This is a genomic window from Streptomyces sp. TOM-9 (assembly GCF_056858595.1).
In genome coordinates, this window is record NZ_JBXEQB010000001.1 from 6,125,944 (window position 1) to 6,147,946 (window position 22,003).

At 73.8% G+C, this 22,003-nt stretch carries 24 protein-coding genes and 2 pseudogenes; 14 read left to right on the forward strand and 12 right to left on the reverse strand.

Annotated elements, in window-relative coordinates; genetic code table 11:
- Nucleotides 1–36: 36 nt before the first annotated feature.
- Both AC1VWI_RS28715 and AC1VWI_RS28720 read right to left on the reverse strand, forming a co-directional pair.
- Entirely contained in the window at nt 37–684 is a 648-nt protein-coding gene (locus AC1VWI_RS28715) for a TetR/AcrR family transcriptional regulator (protein WP_499513890.1), read from the reverse strand.
- 16 nt (nt 685–700) lie between these two features.
- On the reverse strand, nt 701–1,486 hold the full coding sequence (locus AC1VWI_RS28720) for an SDR family oxidoreductase (RefSeq protein ID WP_499513891.1): 786 nt from the start codon (nt 1,484–1,486) through the stop codon (nt 701–703).
- A gap of 47 nt (nt 1,487–1,533) precedes the next feature.
- Here AC1VWI_RS28720 and AC1VWI_RS28725 point away from each other — a divergent pair, with 47 nt between their 5' ends.
- Both AC1VWI_RS28725 and AC1VWI_RS28730 read left to right on the forward strand, forming a co-directional pair.
- Nucleotides 1,534–2,685, forward strand: a complete 1,152-nt coding sequence (locus AC1VWI_RS28725; protein ID WP_499513892.1) for an acyl-CoA dehydrogenase family protein — start codon at nt 1,534–1,536, stop codon at nt 2,683–2,685.
- 378 nt (nt 2,686–3,063) lie between these two features.
- On the forward strand, nt 3,064–4,044 hold the full coding sequence (locus AC1VWI_RS28730) for an acyl-CoA dehydrogenase family protein (protein WP_499513893.1): 981 nt from the start codon (nt 3,064–3,066) through the stop codon (nt 4,042–4,044).
- A 12-nt stretch (nt 4,045–4,056) separates the two neighbouring features.
- Here the strand turns inward: AC1VWI_RS28730 and AC1VWI_RS28735 are convergent, their stop codons facing one another.
- Together AC1VWI_RS28735 and AC1VWI_RS28740 are read right to left on the reverse strand one after the other, a co-directional pair.
- Nucleotides 4,057–6,774: a SpoIIE family protein phosphatase gene (locus tag AC1VWI_RS28735; protein ID WP_499513894.1), complete on the reverse strand. Its 2,718-nt coding sequence runs from the start codon at nt 6,772–6,774 to the stop codon at nt 4,057–4,059.
- Between the two features lie 175 nt (nt 6,775–6,949).
- Complete coding sequence (locus AC1VWI_RS28740) at nt 6,950–7,576, reverse strand: histidine phosphatase family protein (protein WP_499513895.1); 627 nt, start codon at nt 7,574–7,576, stop codon at nt 6,950–6,952.
- Between the two features lie 296 nt (nt 7,577–7,872).
- Here AC1VWI_RS28740 and AC1VWI_RS28745 point away from each other — a divergent pair, with 296 nt between their 5' ends.
- Nucleotides 7,873–8,139, forward strand: a complete 267-nt coding sequence (locus AC1VWI_RS28745) for a hypothetical protein (RefSeq protein WP_499513896.1) — start codon at nt 7,873–7,875, stop codon at nt 8,137–8,139.
- Here AC1VWI_RS28745 and AC1VWI_RS28750 read toward each other — a convergent pair.
- Together AC1VWI_RS28750 and AC1VWI_RS28755 are read right to left on the reverse strand one after the other, a co-directional pair.
- Nucleotides 8,129–9,430, reverse strand: a complete 1,302-nt coding sequence (locus AC1VWI_RS28750) for an RNA polymerase sigma factor (RefSeq protein ID WP_499513897.1) — start codon at nt 9,428–9,430, stop codon at nt 8,129–8,131. The two genes, AC1VWI_RS28745 and AC1VWI_RS28750, sit on opposite strands and share 11 nt — an antisense overlap.
- A gap of 51 nt (nt 9,431–9,481) precedes the next feature.
- A complete protein-coding gene (locus AC1VWI_RS28755) occupies nt 9,482–9,847 on the reverse strand; it encodes a YciI family protein (protein ID WP_499513898.1) in 366 nt (121 codons plus the stop codon).
- A 296-nt stretch (nt 9,848–10,143) separates the two neighbouring features.
- On the opposite strand from AC1VWI_RS28755, the gene AC1VWI_RS28760 reads away from it, so the two are divergent.
- On the forward strand, nt 10,144–11,511 hold the full coding sequence (locus AC1VWI_RS28760) for a polysialyltransferase family glycosyltransferase (protein ID WP_499516942.1): 1,368 nt from the start codon (nt 10,144–10,146) through the stop codon (nt 11,509–11,511).
- A 16-nt stretch (nt 11,512–11,527) separates the two neighbouring features.
- Here the strand turns inward: AC1VWI_RS28760 and AC1VWI_RS28765 are convergent, their stop codons facing one another.
- Nucleotides 11,528–12,004, reverse strand: a complete 477-nt coding sequence (locus AC1VWI_RS28765; RefSeq protein ID WP_499513899.1) for a hypothetical protein — start codon at nt 12,002–12,004, stop codon at nt 11,528–11,530.
- Between the two features lie 618 nt (nt 12,005–12,622).
- Here AC1VWI_RS28765 and AC1VWI_RS28770 point away from each other — a divergent pair.
- The gene (locus AC1VWI_RS28770; RefSeq protein WP_499513900.1) at nt 12,623–13,024 is read left to right on the forward strand and encodes a helix-turn-helix domain-containing protein; all 402 of its coding nucleotides are present in this window, start codon (nt 12,623–12,625) and stop codon (nt 13,022–13,024) included.
- Between the two features lie 287 nt (nt 13,025–13,311).
- Nucleotides 13,312–13,572 (forward strand): hypothetical protein, encoded by a 261-nt coding sequence (locus AC1VWI_RS28775; protein WP_499513901.1) that lies wholly within the window; start codon nt 13,312–13,314, stop codon nt 13,570–13,572.
- Nucleotides 13,573–13,659: 87 nt separating this feature from the next.
- Here the strand turns inward: AC1VWI_RS28775 and AC1VWI_RS28780 are convergent, their stop codons facing one another.
- On the reverse strand, nt 13,660–13,974 hold the full coding sequence (locus AC1VWI_RS28780; RefSeq protein ID WP_499513902.1) for a hypothetical protein: 315 nt from the start codon (nt 13,972–13,974) through the stop codon (nt 13,660–13,662).
- 294 nt (nt 13,975–14,268) lie between these two features.
- Nucleotides 14,269–14,529 carry a hypothetical protein gene (locus AC1VWI_RS28785; RefSeq protein ID WP_499513903.1) on the reverse strand — a complete coding sequence of 87 codons (261 nt, stop codon included), beginning with the start codon at nt 14,527–14,529 and terminating at the stop codon, nt 14,269–14,271.
- A gap of 361 nt (nt 14,530–14,890) precedes the next feature.
- Here AC1VWI_RS28785 and AC1VWI_RS28790 point away from each other — a divergent pair, with 361 nt between their 5' ends.
- The 8 genes from AC1VWI_RS28790 (at nt 14,891) to AC1VWI_RS28825 (ending at nt 19,627) form a co-directional block, all read left to right on the forward strand.
- Nucleotides 14,891–15,106 (forward strand): hypothetical protein, encoded by a 216-nt coding sequence (locus AC1VWI_RS28790; protein ID WP_179280271.1) that lies wholly within the window; start codon nt 14,891–14,893, stop codon nt 15,104–15,106.
- A 47-nt stretch (nt 15,107–15,153) separates the two neighbouring features.
- Nucleotides 15,154–15,366 (forward strand): hypothetical protein, encoded by a 213-nt coding sequence (locus AC1VWI_RS28795; RefSeq protein ID WP_431969350.1) that lies wholly within the window; start codon nt 15,154–15,156, stop codon nt 15,364–15,366.
- Between the two features lie 133 nt (nt 15,367–15,499).
- A complete protein-coding gene (locus tag AC1VWI_RS28800; RefSeq protein WP_499516943.1) occupies nt 15,500–17,272 on the forward strand; it encodes a zinc metalloprotease in 1,773 nt (590 codons plus the stop codon).
- A 103-nt stretch (nt 17,273–17,375) separates the two neighbouring features.
- Entirely contained in the window at nt 17,376–18,062 is a 687-nt protein-coding gene (locus AC1VWI_RS28805) for a hypothetical protein (protein WP_499513904.1), read from the forward strand.
- Nucleotides 18,063–18,161: 99 nt separating this feature from the next.
- Nucleotides 18,162–18,461 carry a transposase gene (locus AC1VWI_RS28810; protein WP_499513905.1) on the forward strand — a complete coding sequence of 100 codons (300 nt, stop codon included), beginning with the start codon at nt 18,162–18,164 and terminating at the stop codon, nt 18,459–18,461.
- Nucleotides 18,461–19,144, forward strand: coding sequence for an IS3 family transposase (locus AC1VWI_RS28815; protein WP_499516944.1), 684 nt, complete (start codon nt 18,461–18,463; stop codon nt 19,142–19,144). The genes AC1VWI_RS28810 and AC1VWI_RS28815 overlap by 1 nt, the downstream gene beginning before the upstream one ends.
- Nucleotides 19,141–19,386 (forward strand): hypothetical protein, encoded by a 246-nt coding sequence (locus AC1VWI_RS28820; RefSeq protein WP_499513906.1) that lies wholly within the window; start codon nt 19,141–19,143, stop codon nt 19,384–19,386. The genes AC1VWI_RS28815 and AC1VWI_RS28820 overlap by 4 nt, the downstream gene beginning before the upstream one ends.
- 1 nt (nt 19,387) lies before the next feature.
- Nucleotides 19,388–19,627, forward strand: a complete 240-nt coding sequence (locus tag AC1VWI_RS28825) for a hypothetical protein (RefSeq protein ID WP_499513907.1) — start codon at nt 19,388–19,390, stop codon at nt 19,625–19,627.
- Here the strand turns inward: AC1VWI_RS28825 and AC1VWI_RS28830 are convergent.
- The 3 genes and pseudogenes from AC1VWI_RS28830 to AC1VWI_RS28840 form a co-directional block, all read right to left on the reverse strand.
- Nucleotides 19,622–19,996 carry a helix-turn-helix domain-containing protein gene (locus AC1VWI_RS28830; protein WP_499513908.1) on the reverse strand — a complete coding sequence of 125 codons (375 nt, stop codon included), beginning with the start codon at nt 19,994–19,996 and terminating at the stop codon, nt 19,622–19,624. The genes AC1VWI_RS28825 and AC1VWI_RS28830 overlap by 6 nt on opposite strands.
- Before the next feature lie 290 nt (nt 19,997–20,286).
- Nucleotides 20,287–20,574 (reverse strand): annotated as a pseudogene (locus tag AC1VWI_RS28835) (DUF3471 domain-containing protein); the annotation flags it as partial.
- A gap of 247 nt (nt 20,575–20,821) precedes the next feature.
- A pseudogene (locus AC1VWI_RS28840) lies at nt 20,822–21,988 on the reverse strand (serine hydrolase domain-containing protein); the annotation flags it as partial.
- Between the last annotated feature and the right edge of the window lie 15 nt (nt 21,989–22,003).

Genomic DNA, 22,003 nt, shown 5'->3' on the forward strand with positions numbered 1-22,003 from the left:
CCGTGGGGACCGGGTGGTGGACCGGGTGCGGCTGCGTCATTCCCGGGCGGTGACGCCGTCCAGCACCATGGACAGGTACTGCCGGGCGATCTCCTCGGGGCTGTGCTGCCCGCCCGGCCGGTACCAGGACGCCGCGACCCAGACGGTGTCGCGGATGAAGCGGTACGCCAGCCGCAGGTCGAGGTCGGCGCGGAACACCCCGGCGGCGGCGCCGCGTTCCAGCGTCCCGAGCCAGAGCCGCTCGAACCTGCGCTGCGAATCGCCGAGATAGGCGAAGCGCGGCTGGGAGGACGCCAGCTGCCGGGCCTCCCGCTGGTAGATCGCGACGGCGTCCAGGTGCCGGTCGATCTCCCGGAAGGACTCGGTGACCAGGGCCTCGACGGTCTCCCGTGGGCCGAGGCCGGTGGCGAGCACGTCCTCGTACCCGGCCCACAGCTCGTCCAGGAAGGCCGAGAGGATCTCGTCCAGCATCGACTCCTTGGAGTCGAAGTGGTAGTAGAGGCTGCCCGCGAGCATCCCCGCCTCGTCGGCGATCCGCCGGACGGTGGTGGCGTCGTAGCCCTGCGCGGCGAACACCCTGGCGGCGATGGCGAGGAGTTCGGCGCGGCGCCCGTCGGAGGGGGCCGCGGCCCCCGCGGGGCTCTTGGTGGTCCTCGGCGTGGTCTTCGGAGTGGTCTTCGGCACGGGGATCATTCTCGCTTCACGCGTGCTGGCTGCTCACCGGGACGACCTCCCCGGTCATGTACGAGGAGTAGCCGGAGGCGAGGAAGACGATCACGTTGGCGACCTCCCAGGGTTCCGCGGGGCGGCCGAAGGCCTCGCGCGCGGTCAGCTCCGCCAGCAGGCCGGGGGTGGTGACCTTCACCAGGTGCGGGTGCATGGCGAGGCTGGGGGAGACGGCGTTGACCCGCACCCCGTACGCCGCCGCCTCCACCGCCGCGCAGCGGGTGAGCGCCATGACCCCGGCCTTGGCCGCGGCGTAGTGCGCCTGCCCGGCCTGGGCGCGCCAGCCGACGACGGAGGCGTTGTTGACGATGACGCCGCCGGCACCGGAGGCCTTCATCCGGCGCAGTGCGGCGCGGGTGCAGCGGAAGGTGCCGGTCAAGGTGACGTCGAGGACCTGCGCCCACTGCCCGTCGGTCATCTCGGTCAGTTCGGCGGTGCCGCCGAGGCCGGCGTTGTTGACCACGACGTCCAGCCGCCCGTGCCGGCGCTCCGCGAGGTCGAGCAGCGCCGCGACCTGGGTCTCGTCCGTGACGTCGCAGGGGAGCGCGGCGACCCGGTCCGGCCCGAACTCGTCCGCCAGGGCGGCCGCGCACTCCTTCAGCCGCCGCTGGTGGACGTCGCCGATCACCACCCGGGCGCCCTCCTCCAGGAGGCGCCGGGCCGTCGCGCCGCCGATGCCGGCGCCCGCCGCCGCGGTGACGACCGCGGTGCGGTCCGCCAGCAGCGCGTGGCCCGGCTGGTACGGGGGTGGTGGAGTCACACCACCGACGTTAATCTACCAAACACTTGTTAGGGAAGGGGGAGCGGGTGGATCTCGACTTCACCGCGGAGGAACGGTCCTTCCGGCGCCAGTCCCGGGACTGGCTCGCCGCGCACGTCCCGGCCGTCCCGCTGCCCTCCCTGGAGACGGCGGAGGGCTTCGCCGCCCACCGCGCCTGGGAGCGCCGGCTGGCCGCCGACCGCTGGTCGGTCGTCTCCTGGCCCGCCGCCTACGGGGGGCGGGACGCGACGCTCCTCCAGTGGCTGGTCTTCGAGGAGGAGTACCACGCCGCCGGGGCGCCCGGCCGGGTCGGCCAGAACGGGATCAGCCTGCTCGGGCCCACCCTCCTGGAGCACGGCACCCAGGAGCAGCGCGACCGCGTCCTGCCGCCCATGGCGCGCGGCGAGGTGATCTGGGCACAGGCCTGGTCCGAGCCGGAGGCGGGCTCCGACCTGGCGTCGCTGCGCTCCACGGCCACCCGCACCGAGGGCGGCTGGCTGCTGCGCGGCCAGAAGACCTGGTCCTCCCGCGCCGCGTTCGCCGACCGCGCGTTCGGGCTGTTCCGCAGCCACCCCGGGGCGCCGCGGCCGCACCAGGGGCTGACCTACCTGATGTTCGGGCTCGACGCGCCCGGGGTGACCGTGCGCCCGCTCGCCCGCCTCGACGGGAAGCCGGCCTTCGCCGAACTCTTCCTGGACGAGGTCTTCGTGCCCGACGCCGACGTGGTCGGCGCCCCCGGCGACGGCTGGCGGGTCGCCATGAGCACGGCGGCCGACGAGCGCGGCCTCACCCTGCGCAGCCCCGGCCGCTTCACGGCGGCCGCGCGCCGCCTGGCGGCCCTGTGGCACTCCTGCGGCGAGGACGCGGACCCGGCCGCCGCTGACCGTGTCGCGGACGCGCTGATCGGCGCCCGTGCGTACCAGCTCGCCGCCTACGCGGGCGCCGCCCGCGCCGCCGAGGGCGGCGCACCGGAAGCAGGCGCCTCCAGCCTCACCAAGGTCTTCTGGTCCGAGCTGGACATCGCCCTGCACGAGACCGCGCTGGACCTCCTGGGGCCGCCGGGGGAGGCCGCCGGGGGCCCCTGGGCCGAGGGCTGGGTGTTCGCGCTCGCGGGGCCCGTCTACGCGGGTACGAACGAGATCCAGCGCGACATCATCGCCGAGCGGCTGCTCGGGCTGCCGAGGGGGCGTCGCGGATGAGGTTCCTGCCGGGCGCCCGGGGCGTGGGGGAGCACGGTCCGGCCCGCTGCTGCCGGGTGCTTCGCGCCGGCCGTGCCGGGGCGTACGGCGCTGGTGACTCGCGTCGTCCTGCGTGTGCGGGTACGAGCGGGATCCAGCGCGACATCATCGCCGAGCGGCTGCTCGGGCTGCCGAGGGGGCGTCGCGGATGAGGTTCCTGCCGGGCGCCCGGGGCGTGGGGGAGCACGGTCCGGCCCGCTGCTGCCGGGCGCTTCGTGCCGGCCGTGCCGGGGCGTACGGCGCTGGTGACTCGCGTCGTCCTGCGTGTGCGGGTACGAGCGGGATCCAGCGCGACATCATTGCCGAGCGGCTGCTCGGGCTGCCGAGGGGGCGTCGCCGATGAGGTTCCTGCCGACCGTGGAGCAGGCGGACTTCGCCCACGCCCTGGACCGCATGCTCGCCGCCGCCGGGACGCCGGAGGCGGCGCGTGCCTGGGCCGCGGGGGAGCACGCACCGGGGCGGCGGCTGTGGGCCCGGCTGGCCGACGCCGGGCTCTTCGCGCTCGCCGTGCCGGAGGCTTACGACGGCTACGGCCCGCGCCCCGTCGAGCTCGCCCTCGCCTTCGTCGAGCTGGGGCGGCACGCCCTACCGGGCCCGGTCGTCGAGACGGTGGCCGCCGCCGCGCTCCTGGACGCGCTGCCCGACCCGGGGCCGGCCAAGGAGTGGCTGCCCCGCGTCGCCGCGGGACGGGCCGTGCTGGGTCTCGCCGCGCCGGAGGGCGGCCACGCCCTTGACGCCGACGCCGCCGACGCCGTCCTGGTCGTGAGCGGCGACCGGCTGCTCCTGGCCCGCGACCACGGCCCGGTCCTGGCCTCCCTCGACCCCGTCCGGCGTCTGGCCGTCCCGCAGGAGGGCACCGCGGCGGTGCTGGCCGCCGGGCCCGCCGTCGCGACCGCGGCCGCCCGGGCCGCCGACCTGGCGGCGCTCGTCACGGCGGCCCAGGCGCTCGGCGTCGGGCTCGCGCTGCTGGCCCGTACGGTCGACCATGTGCGCCGGCGCCACCAGTTCGGGGTGCCGGTCGGTTCCTTCCAGGCCGTCAAGCACCGGCTGGCCGACACCCTGATCGCCCTGGAGTTCGCCCGCCCCCTGCTGCACGGCGCCGCGGTGACAGGGACCGGCGCCGACGTCGCCGCCGCGAAGGTGGCCTGCGGCGAGGCCGCGTACCGGGCTGCGCGGACCGCGCTGCAACTGCACGGCGCCCTCGGCTACACGGCCGAGTACGACCTGTCCCTGTGGCTCACCAAGGCCCGCGCGCTGCGCTCCGCCTGGGGCACGCCGGCCCGGTGCCGGGCCCGTGTGCTGGCGCGGACGTCCGGCTGAGCCCGGGGGCGTTCACCGCGTCGAGGCGTCGACCGCGCCCGTCAGCCGCGCGCCCGCGTCCAGGGCGCGGTCCGCCCAGGCGGGCAGCGGCTGCTCCGCCCAGATCACCTTGCCCTCGGGGGTGTAGCGGGTGCCCCAGCGTTCGGCGACCTGCGCGACCAGGAACAGCCCGCGGCCGCCCTCGTCGGTGGTGGCGGCGTAGCGCAGGTGCGGCGAGGTGCTGCTGCCGTCGGACACCTCACAGGTCAGCGTGCGGTCCAGCAGCAGCCGGACCCTGATGGGCGCGGAGCCGTAGCGGATCGCGTTGGTGATCAGTTCGCTGAGCACCAGCTCCATGCCGAACGCCAGCTCCGACAGGCCCCACTCGTCCAGCTTCTCCGCGACGGCGGCCCGCATCCCCGACACGGCCGCGGGATCGAGGGGCACGTCCCATTCGGCGACGTGGTCGGCGGGGGTGCACCGGGTGCGGGCGATGAGCAGCGCCACGTCGTCCTTGGGACGGCCCGGCAGCAGCGCCTCCAGCACGGCCTGGCAGCTCTCCTCGGGGGGCCGGTCCGGGTGGGCGGCCAGGGCCTGCTTCAGCATCTCCATGCCGACGTCGAGGTCCCGCCTGCGGTCCTCGATCAGCCCGTCGGTGTACAGGACCAGCTGGGTGCCCTCCGCCAGCTCCAGCTCCGCCGTCTGGAACGGCATGCCGCCCAGGCCCAGCGGCGGCCCGGCGGGCAGGTCGGGGAACTCCACGCCGCCGTCGGGGCGCACCAGGGCGGGCGGGTGGTGTCCGGCCCGCGCCATCACGCAGCGCCGCGAGACGGGGTCGTAGATCGCGTACAGGCAGGTGGCACCCATGACGCCGGCCCCGACGCCGGTGCCGGACTCGTCCTGGTCGATGCGGCCGACCAGGTCGTCCAGGTGGCCGAGGAGCTCGTCGGGCGGCAGGTCGAGGGTGGAGAAGTTGTGCACCGCGGTGCGCAGCCGCCCCATCGTGGCGGCGGCGTGCAGCCCGTGGCCGACGACGTCGCCGACGACCAGCGCCACCCGGTTGCCGGGGAGCGGGATCACGTCGAACCAGTCGCCGCTGACGCCGGACTGCGCGGGCAGGTAGCGGTGGGCCACGTCCAGGGCGCTCTGCTCGGGCAGCGCGCGCGGCAGCAGGCTGCGCTGCAGGGTGACGGCCAGGGCGTGCTCGCGGGTGTAGCGGCGCGCGTTGTCGATGTTGATCGCGGCGCGGGCGACGAGCTCCTCGGCGAGCGAGAGGTCCTCCTCGTCGAACGGCTCCGGCTTCTCCGAACGCCAGAAGTTGGCGATGCCCAGCACCACGCCGCGGGCCTTGAGCGGGGCCGCGATCAGCGAGTGGATGCCGTACCCCACGACCCGGTCCGTGCGCTCGGGGTCCTGGGCGAGCCAGCCGGGGTCCGCGGAGAGGTCGGCGACGATCTCCGCACGGCCGCTGCCGAAGCCGCGCGCCTGCGGGGTGGAGGGCAGGAAGTCGATCAGCCTGCCGAGCGGGTAGAGCGGGGCGTCGGAGCGGATGCCGTTGACGGCCGTGCGGCGCATGTCGGAGCCGGCGGTGCCGCTCGGCTCCTCGCCGCGCAGCACCGGGTCGGCCAGGTCGACGGTGACGAAGTCCGCGAAGCGCGGCACGGTGACCTGCGCCAGCTCCTCGGCGGTCCGCACCACGTCGAGGGTCGTGCCGACGCCCAGGCCCGCGTCGTAGAGCAGCTTGAGGCGTTCCCTGGCGTCCTCGGCGCGGCCGGACAGCGCCCGCAGCTCCGTGGAGTCGCGCAGGGTCACGATCGAGCCCTTGGGGCCGCCGTGGCCGTCGGTGGGACGCTGGTTGACCGCCAGCAGGCGGTCGCCGGCCGGCAGCACTTCGTCGGTGGCCACCCGCTGGGAGGTCAGCAGTTCGACCGTGTCCGGTTCGAGCCCCGGCAGGTCGGTGATCCGCCGGCCCTCGGCGTCGGGGGCGAGGTCGAGCAGGCGCTTGGCCTCGTCGTTGGCGAGCAGCAGCCGACCGTCCTCGTCGACGATGAGCACGCCCTCCCGCACGGAGTGCAGCACGGTGTCGTGGTGCTCGTACATGCGGGTCATCTCGGCCGCGTCCAGGCGGTGGGTCTGCCGGCGCAGCCGTCTGGCGACCAGGGCGGTGCCGCCCATGGCCAAGGCGAGCGCGGCCGCGCCGGCGCCGAGGATGATCGGCAGCTGCCTGGCGACCACGCCGGTCACGTTCTTCACCTTCATGCCGGCCGACACCAGTGCCACGACCTGGCCGTGCGGGTCGGCGACGGGGTCGAAGACGGGCACGACCGCCTGGACCTCGTGGCCGAGCGGGCCCTGCACGCTCTCGGTGTAGACCCTGCCCTGCAGGGACGGCCCGATGGTGCCGACGAACTGCTGGCCGATCCGGCCGGGGATGGGGTGCGTGTAGCGGATCCCCTTGGTGTCCATCACCACGATGAAGTCGACCCCGGCCTCCTTGCGGGCCAGTTCGGTGATGGGCTGGAGGGTCTTGGAGGGGTCCGGTTCCTCCAGCACGTCCACCAGGCCGGGGGAGCGGGCGAAGGTGCTCGCCGCCGCGATCGAACGGTTCACGGCCTCGCGCTCGCTGTCGTGCCGGGACTGCACGACGAGCGCGAACACGCCGCCCGCCACGAGCAGCACGACGATCGCCACCTGCAGGATGAAGACCTGTCCGGCGACGCTCCGCGGGCTCTTCTCGGTCAGTGACCGCATTGTGACGCCCCGAATCGGTCGAAAACGTCGACCATGCCGACATTTCTAACACTGCCCGGTTTGAGGTTGCCATAGGCCACAAGGTCCCCGGACCGGGTACCGGGCCCGCGCGCGGGGCGTACGCCGCGCGCGGTGTCCGGTGTCCGGTGTCCGGCGGGGGACCGGGCGAGCGCCGTCAGAAGTGCAGCTCGGCCGGGAAACCGGTCCAGCGCAGTTCCTCCGGGAGGTGCCGCATGTCGTTGAGGAGCAGTACCGAGTTCGGCCGGCCGGGGGTGTAGCGGATCACCGTCAGGGCGGCGTTGGCGTGGTTGAGGCTGAGCCAGCGCCAGCGGGGCGCGTCCAGCGCCGCCGAGACCAGCCAGCCGATCAGGAAGTTGTGGGTCACGACCAGCTCGTGCGCCGCCTTGCCCGCCGCCATCGGCCCGGCGAACCGGGTCAGCGCCTCGGCGGCCCAGTGCGGCCCCCAGGCGCGCTCCTCGGCGGAGAAGTGGTCGAGGAAGCGGGAGAGGTAGTACGCGCTGTCCGGCGGCAGCTCGGACTCCGCGGGGAAGTACGGCGGATAGTCCCCCGCGAGCTCGCTGGACGCCACGGGCACCCCGCTCCCCAGCCGCTCGCCGATCAGCGCCGCGGACTGCGCGGCCCCGGGCAGCGGACCGTGGTGGACGGCGGAGACCGGGGAGCCCCCCAGCCGCTCGCCGAGCAGTCCGGCCTGCCGGAAGCCGTTCTCCGTCAGGCCGCTCCCGTCCGGCAGCGCCTCGGCGTGCCGGGTGAGGTAGAGGTAGCGGCTCGCCGTTCCGGTCATGCCCTGTCCCTCTCGGGTGTCGACGACGATGGGTGTCCCGCGCGGGCCGCGGTTCCCGCCGCGCCGCGGGCGGCGCACCGCAGGATGATCCCATGAGCGGGACGTATGTCCACCCGCCCGGCACCCCCTCGGTGAGGGCGCGTGGGAGTCCGCGGGTGACTGCGGGGGCGCGTGCCGTCCCCCCGGGCCCGCCCGTCACCCGGGCCCCGCGCAGGGGCCGTCGGCGTCCGGATGCGGCACGCGCCCGCGGCCGTACGATGAAATCCACGCCGTCGGCGAGACCGCGGGAGGCCGCGATGGACAAGGCGAGGGCGACCGGCCGGCACTACGGGCTGTACGGGCTCGTCGCCGCGGTCGCGGTGGTGGTCGCGGTCGGGCTCGGTGTGCCGATCGGTGCGATCTTCATCCTCGCCGTGGCCCTGATGTGCCCGCTGATGATGCTCGTCATGCTGCACGCCCTGCGCGGGTCCGAGGCGCACCGCCACCCGGTCGTCGAGGCCATCGACGGCACCGCCGGCCGCCGTCGAGGCCCGGGACCCGGCGCCCGGCCGCCTACCCCTTAGCCGCCAGGCTCGCCCGGGCGGCGCGCTCGACCAGCAGGGCACGCTCGCGCTCGTTGCGGGTCAGGGAGGCGGCGCTCAGGAACTCCTCGCGGGCCTCGGCGTACCGGCCGAGCCGCTCCAGCAGGTCACCGCGGACGCTCGGCAGCAGGTGGTAGCCGCGCAGCGACGGCTCGTCGGTGAGCCCGTCCACGAGCGCGAGCCCCTCCTGCGGTCCGTACGCCATGGCGACCGCGACCGCCCGGTTGAGTTCCACCACCGGGGACGGCGCGCGCCGCGCCAGGGCCGCGTAGAGCTCGGCGATCCGCCGCCAGTCCGTGTCCCGCGCGTGCAGGGCGCGGGCGTGGCAGGCGGCGATGGCGGCCTGCAGCGCGTACGGGCCCGGCGGACCGCCCGCCGCCTCGGCGCGCGCCAGGGCGGCGAAGCCGCGCCGGATCAGCAATTGGTCCCAGCGCCGCCGGTCCTGGTCGGCCAGCAGGACGGGCTGCCCGTCCGGGCCGGTGCGGGCGGCAGAACGGGACGCCTGGATCTCCAGCAGCGCGGCCAGGCCGTGGACCTCGGGCTCCTTGGGCATCAGCCCGGCCAGCACCCTGGCGAGGCGCAGGGCGTCCTCGCACAGCGCCGGGCGCATCCAGTCGTCGCCCGCGGTCGCCGAGTAGCCCTCGTTGAAGACCAGGTAGATGACCTCCAGGACGGAGGAGAGCCGTTCGACCCGGTCGGGCCCGTGCGGCTGCTCGAAGGGCACGTCCGCCTTCGCAAGCGTCCGTTTCGCCCGCACGATGCGCTGGGCGACGGTCGCCTCGGGGACGAGGTAGGCGCGCGCGATCTCGGCGGTCGTCAGACCACCGAGCAGCCGCAGGGTGAGCGCCACGCGGGCCCCGGTGGACAGCACGGGGTGGCAGGCGGTGAAGACCAGCCGCAGCAGGTCGTCCTCGATGTCGCCGTCGGCGGCCGCCTCGGCAGCCGCGAAGTCGGGCTCGTACGCCTGGCCGCCCTCCAGGGTGTGGCCGAGTTCCACGAGCTTGCGCGCGAAGACCTCCTTGCGGCGGACGAGGTCGATCGCCCGGTGCTTTGCCGTGGTCGTCAGCCAGGCACCGGGGTTGTCCGGGACGCCGGCGCCCGGCCACTGCTCGAGGGCGGCGACCAGGGCGTCCTGCGCGAGCTCCTCGGCGACGCCGATGTCGCGCACGATCCGCGCGACACCGGCGATCACCCGGGCCGACTCGATCCGCCACACCGCCTCGATCGCGCGGCGGGCGTCATCGGTACCTGGAGCCGGAGCCGTCACAGCCACCCATCAGAGCAGCCGCTCCGGGCGAGGGCAACCGGCGGCGCTCCGGGCGCCTCAGGAGAGCTCGGGGGCCTCCTCGACCTGCCGCAGCTCGCAGGTGATCTCCCAGGCGTCGCCGTGGACCTGCAGGAAGCGCTTGGTCCACTCCACGGCCTCCTCCTTCGACTTCGCCTGGACGATCGCGTATCCGCCGATGAACTCCTTGGACTCGGTGAAGGGCCCGTCGACGACGGACAGCTTCCCGTGGTCCCAGTGCAGCCGCGTCCCCTCGGAGGTCGGCCGCAGACCGGCCGTGTCCAGCAACACGCCGGCCTTGGACATCTCCTCGATGAGCTTGCCCATCTCCTCCATCAGCCGCTCGTCGGGGCCGCCCTCGGGGACGTTGTCCTCGTTGATCCGGATCAGGGACATGAAACGCATCGCGTTCTCCTTCTTCAGGTACGGGTTCCTCAGGCACGGGTGGGGATCCTCCCCGCTCCTGCCTACGCGTCGAACGGGCGGCGCGCGGATCGACACGTCGGAGGAAGTTTTTTCCGCGGACGTGTTCCGGGGCCGTGTTCCGGGGCCGTTCCGGGCCCCGCTCACTCGGACCGGTGATATCCGGCGCCATGGCTTGGACCGGGAGGAACCGGTCCGTGATGCTGGGCCACGAGCGGCAGCGCCGCGCCCCGGACCGGATGCCGCGCCGGGCGCGCGGCGACACGAAGGACGAGTGGATGACCCAGATCTTCTTCGCCGCCACCCCTTACGCGGCGGCGACCGTCACGGCGGCCATCCGGGCGGGGTTGTTCGGACCCCGTGGGGGCCGCCGCCGTCTTCTCGTGGTGAGCGACGTCTCGGCCGTCCCCGAGCTCGCCACGCCCCTCGACCGCACGCCGGGCTTCGCCGCGCTGATGCCCGAGTTCGACGCCGTGCGCTCCTGGAACGCCGCCATCGCCCCGCACCACCCGGCCGACTGGTCGCCCCGCGAGGAGGACCTCACCCTGTGGGAGCGGGCACTGCGGCTCGCCTGGGAGCTGGGCGAGGGACCCGTGGAGATCGTCTGCGAGGCGCCGCACTCGCCGCCCGCGCGCTCGGTCGCCGAGATCTTCGCCGAGAGCCCGGTCCACGTGTACGCCGCCGGCCTGACGGGCTACGGACCCACCGCCGACCGGCTGCCGGCCGGCCTCGGCTGCCGTATCGCGCGGCTGCTCCACGTCGACCTGCTGCCGGGGCTGCGCCCGCTGCTGCTCGCCGAGCACGCGGTGGAGCCCGTGGCCGTCCCGAAGGACGTGCTGCTGAGCACGCTCCAGGGCATGGCCGCCCTCGTCCCGCCGGTTCCCGAGCGGCACACCGCACTCCTGCTCGGCGAGCACCTGAGCGCGAGCGGCCTCGTCGACGGGCGGGAGGAGGCCGGGCTCCACGTGCGCATGCTCCGCGGAGCGGTCGCGGCCGGTCACACCTCGCTGGTCTACGCCCCCGATCCCGGCGCGCCCGAGGACCTGACGTCCTCGCTCGGCAAGGCCGCCGCCGGGCTCGGCGTGGAACTGGCGGTCCTGGAGGGGCCCGTCGCCGCCGAGGCCCTGCTCGCGCGGTTCCGTCCCGCGCTGGTCGTCGGCTGTTCCTCGACCGCCCTGTTCACCGCCGCGGCCCTGCACGGCATCCCCGCCGCACGCGTCGGCACCGGGCCGCTGCTGGAGCGGATCGCCCCGTACGAGAGCGAGGGCCGCATCCCGCTCACCCTCGTCGACGCCGCCCTCCCGGACCTGGAGCGGGACGTCGCCCTCGCCGGCCGCCCGCCGGCCCTCACCGCGGAGGTGGTGGAGGGGACCCTCGCCCCGCTGCTGCGGACCGTGGGCTACTGCATGCAGGCCCGTCTCCACCCCGGGCTGCGCCCGGAGGCCGAGGAGTGGCTCCGCCGTCATCTGCCGCGCCACCCCCGGTACTTCAAGCGCCGCCGCCTCACCAGCCTGCGCCTGCCCGGGGGCAGCCCGGTCCGCGCCGAGGCCCTCCGCCGTCACCGCGCCGTGCGCCGGGTGGTGCGCATCCTGCGCGCCGTGCGGGGCGTACGTGCCGTGCGCGGCGGGCGGGCGCTGCGGGTGTGACGGGCCGGCGGCCGTCTCACAGGGGCGCGGGGACGCGCCGCAGGGGGCGGGCGCCGGCGGTCAGCACCTCCAGGCAGGCGATGTAGAGATATGCCGGGCCGGTGAGTTCCACGGCGCCCCTGGAGTGGATCCACAGGGCCGGGTGCCGGGCCGGCCTGCGCGGGTCGGCGGCGGCCAGCCACCCGCCGAGGGTGAGGAAGCGCAGCCCGAGCGGGGACCAGACGTCCTCGGCGCGCGGCGGCACCAGGAAGTACAGGAAGCCGCAGCGCCGGTCCCACATGACGGGCCCCACGGGCGCGGTGCTGTCCTGCAGTCGTGCCAGGACCTCGTGGCCCGGCCGTTCGGGGATCCTGACGGCGTCCCACCGGTGGCCGGCCGGCAGCAGCGTCACCCGGTTCCTGGCGCGCGCCCACTCGTCGAGGCGGCGCCGTGGGTCACCGGCTCCTCGGGCGAGCCATGCCGCGAGGGCGGGCCCGCAGAATTCGTCGCACATACCACTCCCGGATTCTGCTGCGAGTGATCGGCGCACGGACACCGTCCGGCCGGGGAAGCCGACGAAGCATGCATATATCTGCTGCCGGCATGTGCGGAGAGCAATGCCCATGACGTTGAATCACTTGATCGGATGGGGCAAAAGCGGCCAGTTTTGGGCAACCGGGTTTCGGGGGCGTTGATCACCCCTAGATTCCGTCCGACGTCACCGGCGCCGGGCGTGACGCGCCGCGTCCCGGAGCGTTGAAGGTACGGGTTTCGGAGGAGGGAGGGCAGTTTTGGCGACGCCGGATGAAACCGCCCGGGGAAGCGCAGAATCACCGTCGGGATTCCGGGGTGCGGACCGCCTTCGCAGGGGAGCCCGGTGGGGCGGTCGGGCGGAAGCGGGTCCGCACCGCGCCGTCCATAGCCATCGGACGAGTTGTCTGATGACATTGGACGCTAGTCCCTGGTGCGCCCCGCGGCAAGCATTTCGCGGCAGTTCGGTCCGGCCGACGTGGCACGCCGGGGTGAAGGTGCAGGTGAGGGGGTGTGGGTCCGGGTCGGGCGGGTGGGGCCGCTGTAGACTCGATCTCACTCGTACGGGTCAACCGACGTGCTAGCAGGAAGAATCCATCCCGTGGTGAACGCACTGCAGGAACTGATCAAGCGCCGGCTGGAGCAGCGGGGCTGGTCGTACGGTGAGGTGGCGCGGCGCGGTGGCGTCCCGCGGTCGACGGTGCATCACCTGGCGACAACCGCGCGGGTGGCCCGGATGCCGCAGCAGTCCACGCTGGAGGGCCTGTCGCGCGGGCTGGAACTGCCGCTGGAGGCGGTACGCCGCGCCGCGGCCGAGGCCTGCGGGATCCACCTGTACGTCGAGGACGGCACCGGCACCACCCCCGACCCCGAGGTGGCCACCCTCATCGCCAGCGTCCAGCAACTGTCCGAAGCCGACCGCCGGCACGTCGCCGCCCTCGTCGAATCGCTCCTCCGCAGCTCCACCGAGCCCCGGTCGGCGTCCGGTCCGGAGTCCGGCTGACCCCTGGGGGCGCGCGCCGGCGCAGGGAACATCGCAACGCCAAACGCCGCTCGGCGTCTACTGCGGACGGCCCGGTCCATCTGGTGCAGCAGCGTGCTGATTTGGCCCTTGCTGCAGTCCGCTGACCGGTACCCGGCGTCCGATTGGCCATGCCCATGCCGTGCCTGACGGGGCGTGTGGTGGTGAAGTAACCCAGAACGGACAAAGAGTGGGGAGCACGGGGATATTCTCTCCAGTCTCGGGACGACGAGTTCGTGGACCCGGGGCCTCCGGTGAGAGGGGTGCACGTGCTTGTCGTTCAAGGGGCGACCGCCACCGCCGTCGTCCGCCACCGGACCGGAGAGCCGGTGGTCCTGCTTTCCGGCGAACTCCCCGCGGTCCTCACGCCGGCCGCCCTGAACGAACTGCTGAATCTGGCCGCGGCCGTCCTCACGGCCGAGGAGATGACCCTCTTCCGCAGTTGCCTGACCGCACTGCGCTGCGGGGAGAAACTCCAGGAACGCCGTATCGAGGTCAGCGGCGCCGTCCTCACCGTCTACAGCAGCTGAGCGGCGGGGCGTGCGGAACGGAATGCGCACAGGGGTGGGCCCCCGGGAAAGTCCCCTTCCCGGGGGCCCACGTCATGGGTGGCCGGTTCAGTAGCGGTAGCGGCAGTCGCAGTCGCGGTCCTGCCAGTACCGGCCGAACCCGAAGCGGTCGTACCGGTGGTGGGCGAAGCCGCGACCGTGGCCGTGGCCCCGGCCGCGGTCCCAGCGATCGTCCCACCTGCCGTACCCCCAGTGGCGTGGCCCGCAGCGGCCGTAGTCCCCGCCCCAGTTGCCGTGCCCGGCGTTCCGGTAGTGGCCGGACGCGGAGTGGGACGGGGTTGCGGATGCCGTCGCCGTCATGGGGACCGCCAGGGCGACCGTGGCCAGTGCCGCCGTTGCGGCAGCGCGAACGAATTTTCTCACCGCATTTCTCCTCAAACTCGGTGAATTGCCGGATGGCCCGCCAGACGTTACTCGGGACTTGTGCCGCATTCATTCCGCCGATCGGTGCCGCGCGGCCGAACGGGCGACCCGTCGGCTTACCCCCGTTTCCGCGGGAAAACCGCTCCTGAGCTTCGGGAGTTGGCGCCCGGGTATCCCTCGGGGGACGCCGGGGAAACACCCTCCAGGGTGATCTGTATTCGGCATGTCGCCCACTCCGGACGTTTTGAAAATGCCCCGGGAAATGTAATCCAAAATGGTGGAATTCGGTTCCGGTCAGCTGCTGTAGACGGTGAGGACGGCGCCGCTGACCTCGATACGGCGTTCCTGGAGATTCTCCCCGCAGCGCAGTGCGGTCAGGCAACTGCGGAAGAGGGTCATCTCCTCGGCCGTGAGGACGGCCGCGGCCAGATTCAGCAGTTCGTTCAGGGCGGCCGGCGTGAGGACCGCGGGGAGTTCGCCGGAAAGCAGGACCACCGGCTCTCCGGTCCGGTGGCGGACGACGGCGGTGGCGGTCGCCCCTTGAACGACAAGCACGTGCACCCCTCTCACCGGAGGCTTGGTCGGCCCAAGCGCCTCGGGGATCGAGAGGATAGCCACCGGTTCGTCGCGCTTCGCCCCCTCTGCCGGGACTTCCCCACATCGGGCAGGGGGCGGATTGACCCGTTCGAGTGATATCCGGGGGGTGGGGCCGGGTGTCCGAGGTGCCCTCGCCGGCGCTCCCACCTGTCGTTTCCCTTGCGCAGCGACCGTGTTGACGGACAGTCATGGGTCCGAATCGCTTGCCGGGCCCGTGGTGCCCGACTACTGTCCAACGCCGTCAGACAGATCGTCCGGTGTGGATGGACGGGTTCTGGGACCCGGCCCCCGTCCGCACCCCTCGTACGAAGGATCCCCCATGCTCGACATGCGTGAGCTGGACACCGAGTCCGCGGAGCTGCTGCCCGGCCGCGAGGCCCTGGGCAAGCTCAAGTTCAGCTTCGTCAAGACCACGCACGTGACCAAGCACGTGGCCCACGTCGACGCCCACAACGAGTCGCTCGCGGCCAACGAGTGGTCGCCGTACGCGGTCGCCCAGTCGCAGGCCACCCAGGCCATCAACATCAAGCAGTAGTCGGCGTTCCACCTCCTTCCGCATACCGAGAAAGGTATCCCCCTCCCATGAACATGGACCAGCTCGACGCCGAGTCCGCGGAGCTGCTGCCCGGCCGCGAGGCCCTGGGCAAGCTGAAGTTCAGCTTCGTCAAGACCACGCACGTGACCAAGAACATCGCGCACGTCGACGCCCACAACGAGTCGCTCGCGGCGAACCAGTTCTCCCCGTTCGCGGTCGCCCAGTCCGAGGCCGTCCAGGCCATCAACATCCGCCAGTAACAACACCCGTACGTGTGCGGACCGCGCCCGTCGTGGCGCGGTCCGTCTCGGGAGGAAGAGCAGGACGGTGACGGAAAGTCACATTGCTCACGGCCCCGGCCCCACGGGAACGGCGGTCTACGGCGCGGACGTGATGGAACCTCCCCTCCACGACACGGGCTTCCCCGTCCCGCGGCTCGGCGCGGGCCTGCAACTCCTCGGCGAGTACAAGGGCTCGGGGACCACCGAACCCCGGTACATCGTCCGCCGGGGGGACGGGCAGGTCGTGCAGCTGAGCCGGCTGCTGTACCTGGTCGCCCGCGCCATCGACGGACGGCGCGACACCGAGGCCATCTCGCACCGGGTGAGCGGGCGCTTCGGCCGTGAGGTCAGCGCCGAGAACGTGCACTACCTGATCGAGAACAAGCTCCAGCCGCTGGGCGTCACCGTCCCTTTCGGGCAGGAGGACGACGAGGTCACCGGGCCCACCGCGGACCTCCTGCTGGTCCTGAAGGGCCACCGGGTCATCTTCCGCGAGCGGCAGGTCGCCCGGATCGCCCGCTCCCTGGCCTGGCTGCACCGTCCGCTGGCGGTGACGCTGGTGCTCGCGACGGCGGTCGCCATGGAGATCTGGCTGTTCGCCGTCCACGGGGCGATGACCCCGGTGCTCCAGGTGCTGGAGCAGCCGGTGCTGATGCTCGTGGTGTTCGCGCTGACCGTGGCCTCGCTCGTCTTCCACGAGTTCGGGCACGCCTCCGCGTGCCGCTACGGCGGGGCCCGCCCCGGGGCCATCGGCTGCGGCATCTTCCTCATCTGGCCGTCGATGTACACCGACGTCACCGACGTCTACCGGATCGGCCGGGGCGGGCGCATGCGCACCGACCTGGGCGGCGTCTACTTCAACGTCGTCTTCATACTGGCCCTGGCGGGCGGCTACTTCGCCACCGGGCAGTCCTTCTTCCTCGCCGCCATCTACCTGGCCCACTTCGAGATCATCGAGCAGTTGATGCCGGCCGTCCGGCTGGACGGCTACTACATCCTCGGTGACCTCGCCGGCGTCCCGGACCTCTTCGGCAAGATCAAGCCGATCCTGCGCAGCATGCTCCCGGGCCGCCCGGTGCCCCCCGAGGTCTCCGACCTCAAGCGCTCCGCCCGGATCATCGTCACCACCTGGGTGCTGACGATGGTGCCCCTGCTGCTGGCCGAGCTCGGCTACGTGCTGTGGAACCTGCCGCGCCTGCTCGAGACGAGCCTGCGGTCCCTGGCCGAGCAGCTGACCGGGACCGGTTCCGCCTTCGCCGAGGGCCAGTTCGCCGCCGGGACGGTCGGGGTCATCGGCAGCCTGATGCTGATCTTCCCCCTGGCGGGGGCGGCGTACCTGTCGGTGCGCCTCGGGGGCCGGCTCGTCCGCCACGTCGTCCGCGCCACGGAGGGGAACCTCCGGCTCAGGCTCCTCATCGGCGGGGCCACACTCGCCGGAGCTGCGGCGCTGTGCGCCGCATGGGTGGGCGGGGTGACCCCCAAGCCGCTGCCGCCGCAGCCGCCGATCGCGCCCATCCTGCAGCCCGGAGTGCCCGAGATCAGGCCCCTGCGTCCGGTCGCCCCCGCACCGCTGCCCAGCGTCACCACACCCCCGGTGACCGTGGCGGTGGGCGAGCCGTCGGCGACCGCGTCCTCGGCAGCGCCCTCGGAGTCCGGCTCCGCCGACGCCTCCGCCTCGGCGAGCGGCAGCCCCTCGCCGTCGAACTCGCCCAGCCCGCGGGCCTCGCGCAGCGAACCGCAACCGAGCAGCACCCGGACCACGGCCACGGCAGGGCCGAGCCCGTCCGACGGCTCCCCCTCCGCCACACCGTCGGACTCCGCGACGCCCTCGGAGCCCCCCATCCCGAGCTTCACCGTGTCCTTCCCCGCGCCCCTGCCGACCTGACGCGGGCCGTCCCTCCTCCCTTTCCCTTCCCACCCCCTCCCCCCTCCCCCCTCCCCCCTCCCCCCTCCCCCCGACATCCCTTCCACCGGTACAGGAGAAGTCCGTGACGCACCGAAAGCCCCACACCAGCACGGTGGGCCGCAAGGCCGTCCGGCTGGGCATGCTGACCACCGCCGGCCTCGTCGCCCTCGCCACCGCGGCCCCGGCCGGCGCGGCATCGGGGTCGCACATCCCCCGCAGCGTCGGCGCCGCCGTGGACGAGGCGCACACCCTCGCCAACCGGGCACACCCCGTCCAGTACGACGAGGAGTTCTCGATCCACCAGTTCGGGCCGCTCGTCGCCGCCGCGGCGCACAACCGGGCGGTCGCCGCCTCCGTCGGCTGCTCGCTCTCCCGTCCGTGCCGTTCGATCGCCCTCTCCTTCCAGATCGTCACCACCTCCGGTGTCGACCTCCGGCGGATCAACGCGACGAACATCAGCCGTGCCGTCAACCAGCACTGCACCGGATGCCAGACCTTCGCGGGCGCCTACCAGTTCATCGTGGCGACCCCGCGGCCACTCACCCTGAGCGCCCGCGACCGGGACCGGCTCGCCGACATCCGGCGCCGGGTGGCCGAGCTGAGGCGGTGCGGCGACCCGATCTCCGAGATCGAGCGCCGCGCGGACGCCCTCGCCGCCGAGGTCAGGGCCGTCCTCGACCGCGCGGCGGCAGCCGTCCCGGCCGGAGCCGGAACGAGCACGCTGCGGGAGTTCCGGCCCACCGTGACCATGCACCGCCACGTCAGCTGACGCCCCCACCGCTTCCGGGCCGGGGGCACGTCCCTCACCTCCCCAAACCCCCAGACGGGTCCCCGGCCCGGGACCACGACCGGCCTTCCGGAGGACGAAGTGCCCAAGCGATACCCGCCCGAGCTGCGCCGCAAGGCCCTCGACCTGCTGGTCGCGGGCGAGCCGGTGAAGAAGGTCGCCCTGGACCTCGGCCTCGGCGACCAGACGATCTACCAATGGCGGCGCACGCACCTGCCGCACCTGGGCAGGCCGCGGCGCGCACCGATGGGCACCGCCGAGCTGACCGCGGCCCGCAGGCGCATCACCGAACTGGAGACCGAACTCGCCGTCCACCGGCGGGTCACCGAGCTGCTGCGCGATGTGGTGTCCCCAAAAGGCGATTTGAGGCCGTGCAGGTGATGGCCGGTGAGGGGCTCCCGGTCCGGACCGCCACGCGCGTCCTCGGCATCTCCGAATCGGGGTACTTCACCTGGCGCGGCCGGCCCCCCTCCCCCCGCTCCACCCGGCACCTGTGGCTGACGGACCTCATCAGCTCCATCCACGCCGCCTCGCGCGGCACCTTCGGGTACCGGCGCATCCACGAGGAACTCACCCTGCGGCACGGCATCCCCATCAGCCACGGCACCGTCGAACTGCTCATGCGGCGTGCCGGGCTCCAGGGCCGCCCCGGCGTGCCCGACCGGCTCTGGGTGACCGACGCCGTCGAACTCGCCACCCGCCAGGGCGAACTGCTCTGCGTGATCGTGCTCGACGCCCACGCCCGCCGGCTGATGGGCTGGAGCACGGGTTCCGCACCGGCCGCCGCCGTGGCGGCGGACGCCCTGAGCAGGGCGGTGCTGCGGCACTCCGTCCACCCCGGCCCCCGGCCCGAGGGGCGCTTCACCACCCTCGTCTTCACCGAACGCGCCCACGCCCGCGGACTGGCGCCCCCCACCGGCCTGGTCGCCGACCGGAACGACCACGCCGTGATCGGCGCCTTCTGGGCCCGGACGCAGACCGAACTCCTCGACCACCGCACATGGCACAGCCGGCTCGACCTCACCACAGCCCTGTCCGACTACTTCGAGGGAACCCGAGCATGACCGTGGACCGACCGACGCCCCCGTTGCCGATCTCCTACCTGCTGCGCACCCAGATCCGTGCGGGGCAGACCCTGCCGCCCACGCAGGCGCACCAGGTCATGCTGCACTGCGCCCTCGACGCCGCCGGGGTCCCGGTCCGCCGGGACGACGCGGACGCCGTCGCCAGGATCGCCGAACTCGACTACGCCACCGTCAACGCGGTCATCGGCTGGCTGCGCATCGTCAGACCGGCGGCGTGCTGAGATGTTCCGGACGGCCCCTCCGCAGCGCAGGACACCGCGCCCGGCGTACGGCCGCGCGCTGCTCGGCGCGCTGACGGCGTACCGCTTCGAGCGACCGCCCGTCGAACCGATGGCGGCGCTGTGCGGCCTCGACCAGGACGACTTCCTGTACCGCTGCCGCTCCGCACGCGGCGCAGGACCACCGGACTGCGCGGCGCCCGACGGCCCGGCGCCGGACCGCCCGGCGGCGGGCGGACTATGACCGGGTGGAGCTGCGGAGGAGGGATTCGACGAGGGCGGCGACGTGTCGGCGGTCGGCTTCGGACAGTTGCCGGACGCTGGCGATGAGGGTGGCCACCTCGGGGTCGGGGGTGGTGCCGGTGCCGTCCTCGACGTACAGGTGGATCCCGCAGGCCTCGGCCGCGGCGCGGCGTACCGCCTCCAGCGGCAGTTCCAGCCCGCGCGACAGGCCCTCCAGCGTGGACTGCTGCGGCATCCGGGCCACCCGCGCCGTTGTCGCCAGGTGATGCACCGTCGACCGCGGGACGCCACCGCGCCGCGCCACCTCACCGTACGACCAGCCCCGCTGCTCCAGCCGGCGCTTGATCAGTTCCTGCAGTGCGTTCACCACGGGATGGATTCTTCCTGCTAGCACGTCGGTTGACCCGTACGAGTGAGATCGAGTCTACAGCGGCCCCACCCGCCCGACCCGGACCCACACCCCCTCACCTGCACCTTCACCCCGGGCCTCGGGAGCGGTACCGCCACGGGGGCGAGTCCATCAAAGACGGGGCGCCCCGCACACGGACTTCCGCGGTATTGCCCCCGCCCTTCCGGAGCGTGTGCCTGTGCGCACGCGGGAGCGCGAGTGACGGCTCGGGGGTGGCGCGCCGGTACCCCGCGCAAGCGCCCCCCGGGCCGTCACTTGCCTCCGGCCCGGGGGGTCCGTCCGGCGGGGGCGGCCCCGGCGGTCCGGGTGAAGGTGCCCAGTCCGTCGGCGTCGAGGTGTTCCACCCGGACCCGGCCGGCCCGGCCGTCCACACCCAGGGTGAAGGTGACACCGGAGCGGCCCACCGCGTTCTCGCCGGTGGTCTCGTAGCTGAAGGTGTCGCCCGTGTAGTGGCGCAGCGCGAAGCGCAGCGGCCGCGGGCCCAGTTCCATCGTCAAGGCGCCGTCGCGGACGCGCACGGTCATCGGGCCGTAGTAGTCGTTGGCGTAGCTCCCGGTGTACGCGTCGTACGGCGCGGCCGGGGCGGCGCGCGCCGGGGGAGCGTCGTAGTCCGTCCGCGACCGCCCTTCCTCGTCGAGCCGGCGGGCCGAAGAAGGCCGGCCAGTCGACGGTGGGGCCGCCGTTCTGCGCGGTGTCGAAGAAGCCCTCGGCGATCGCCTCCGGGACGCCCATCGGTTCGCCGTTGGTGAGGACGACCAGGCCCAGGCGTTCGGAGGGGAGCAGTCCCGCGTAGGTCGCGGCGCCGAGGCCGAAGCCGCCGGAGTGACCGATCCGCAGCCGGCCGCGGTCGTCGTGGCCGACGTTCCACCCGAGGCCGTAGAAGCCGCTGCGCCCGGCCGGGGCGCGCGGTGGCTGGGCCAGGACGTGCGGGCGCCAGGTCCGCTCCAGCGCCGCGGCGTCGACGACCCGGCGCCCGTCGTACCTCCCGTCGCCCAGCTGGAGCAGCAGCCACTTCGTCATGTCCCGGACGGTGGAACTCGCGCCGCCCGCCGGGCTCTGGGCGTCGGCGTCGCGTACGTACCGGGCCTGCCAGCGGCCGTCCGCGCGCACATGGGCGGCGGCCCTGTCACGGGCGCCCACGTAGTCGGCGAAGCGGAAACCGGTGGAGGTCATGCCGAGCGGCCGCAGGAGTTCCCGTCGGGCCAGCTCCTCCCAGGAGGTGCCCGCCGCGCGGGCCACGGCGAGGGCGGCCTCGGTGAAGCCGAAGTTGGTGTAGGCGTAGCTCGTCCGGAAGGGGGCGAGGGGCTCGTACCGGAGCCGGCCGAGGATGTGGGCGCGGCCGAATCCGAGGTCCTCGAGGAGGTCGCCCGCGTGGTCGGGCAGGCCGCTGCGGTGGGAGAGGAGGTCGGCGAGCGTCAGGTGGTCACCGGTCCAGCGGTCCTTCAGCCGGAAGCCGGGGTCGTGCTCCCGCACCCGGTCGTCCCAGCCGACGGTCCCGTCGCCGACCGCACCGGCGACGACGGTGGTGGTGAGCGGTTTGGAGACCGAGGCGAGCTGGAAGACGGTGTCGGGCCCGACCCGGCCGGGCCGGCCCACCTCGCGCAGGCCGTAGCCCTTCAGGAACAGGACCCGGCCGTCGTGGACGACCCCGACCGCCACGCCGGGCACACCGGTCCTGCGCATCGCCTCCCGCACGGAACCGTCCAGGCGGTCCACGGCGCGGGCCACCTGCGCGGCCGTCAGCTGCGGCGGGGGCTGGGCGGGCGGTGCGTCCGGGAGCGTGCCGGCGCCGCCGGAGGGGGAGGGGACCGGTCCGCCCCGGTGCGCGGACGGTGCCGGCGCGACCGCGCCGGCGAGACCACCGGCGGTCAGCGCGGCCACCAGGCCGAGTGCGGCCAGGGCGCGGGGGCGTGAGGTCCGGACCCGGGGGGAGCGCAGCGGCATGGCGCCCATTCAAAGCGCGCCGGG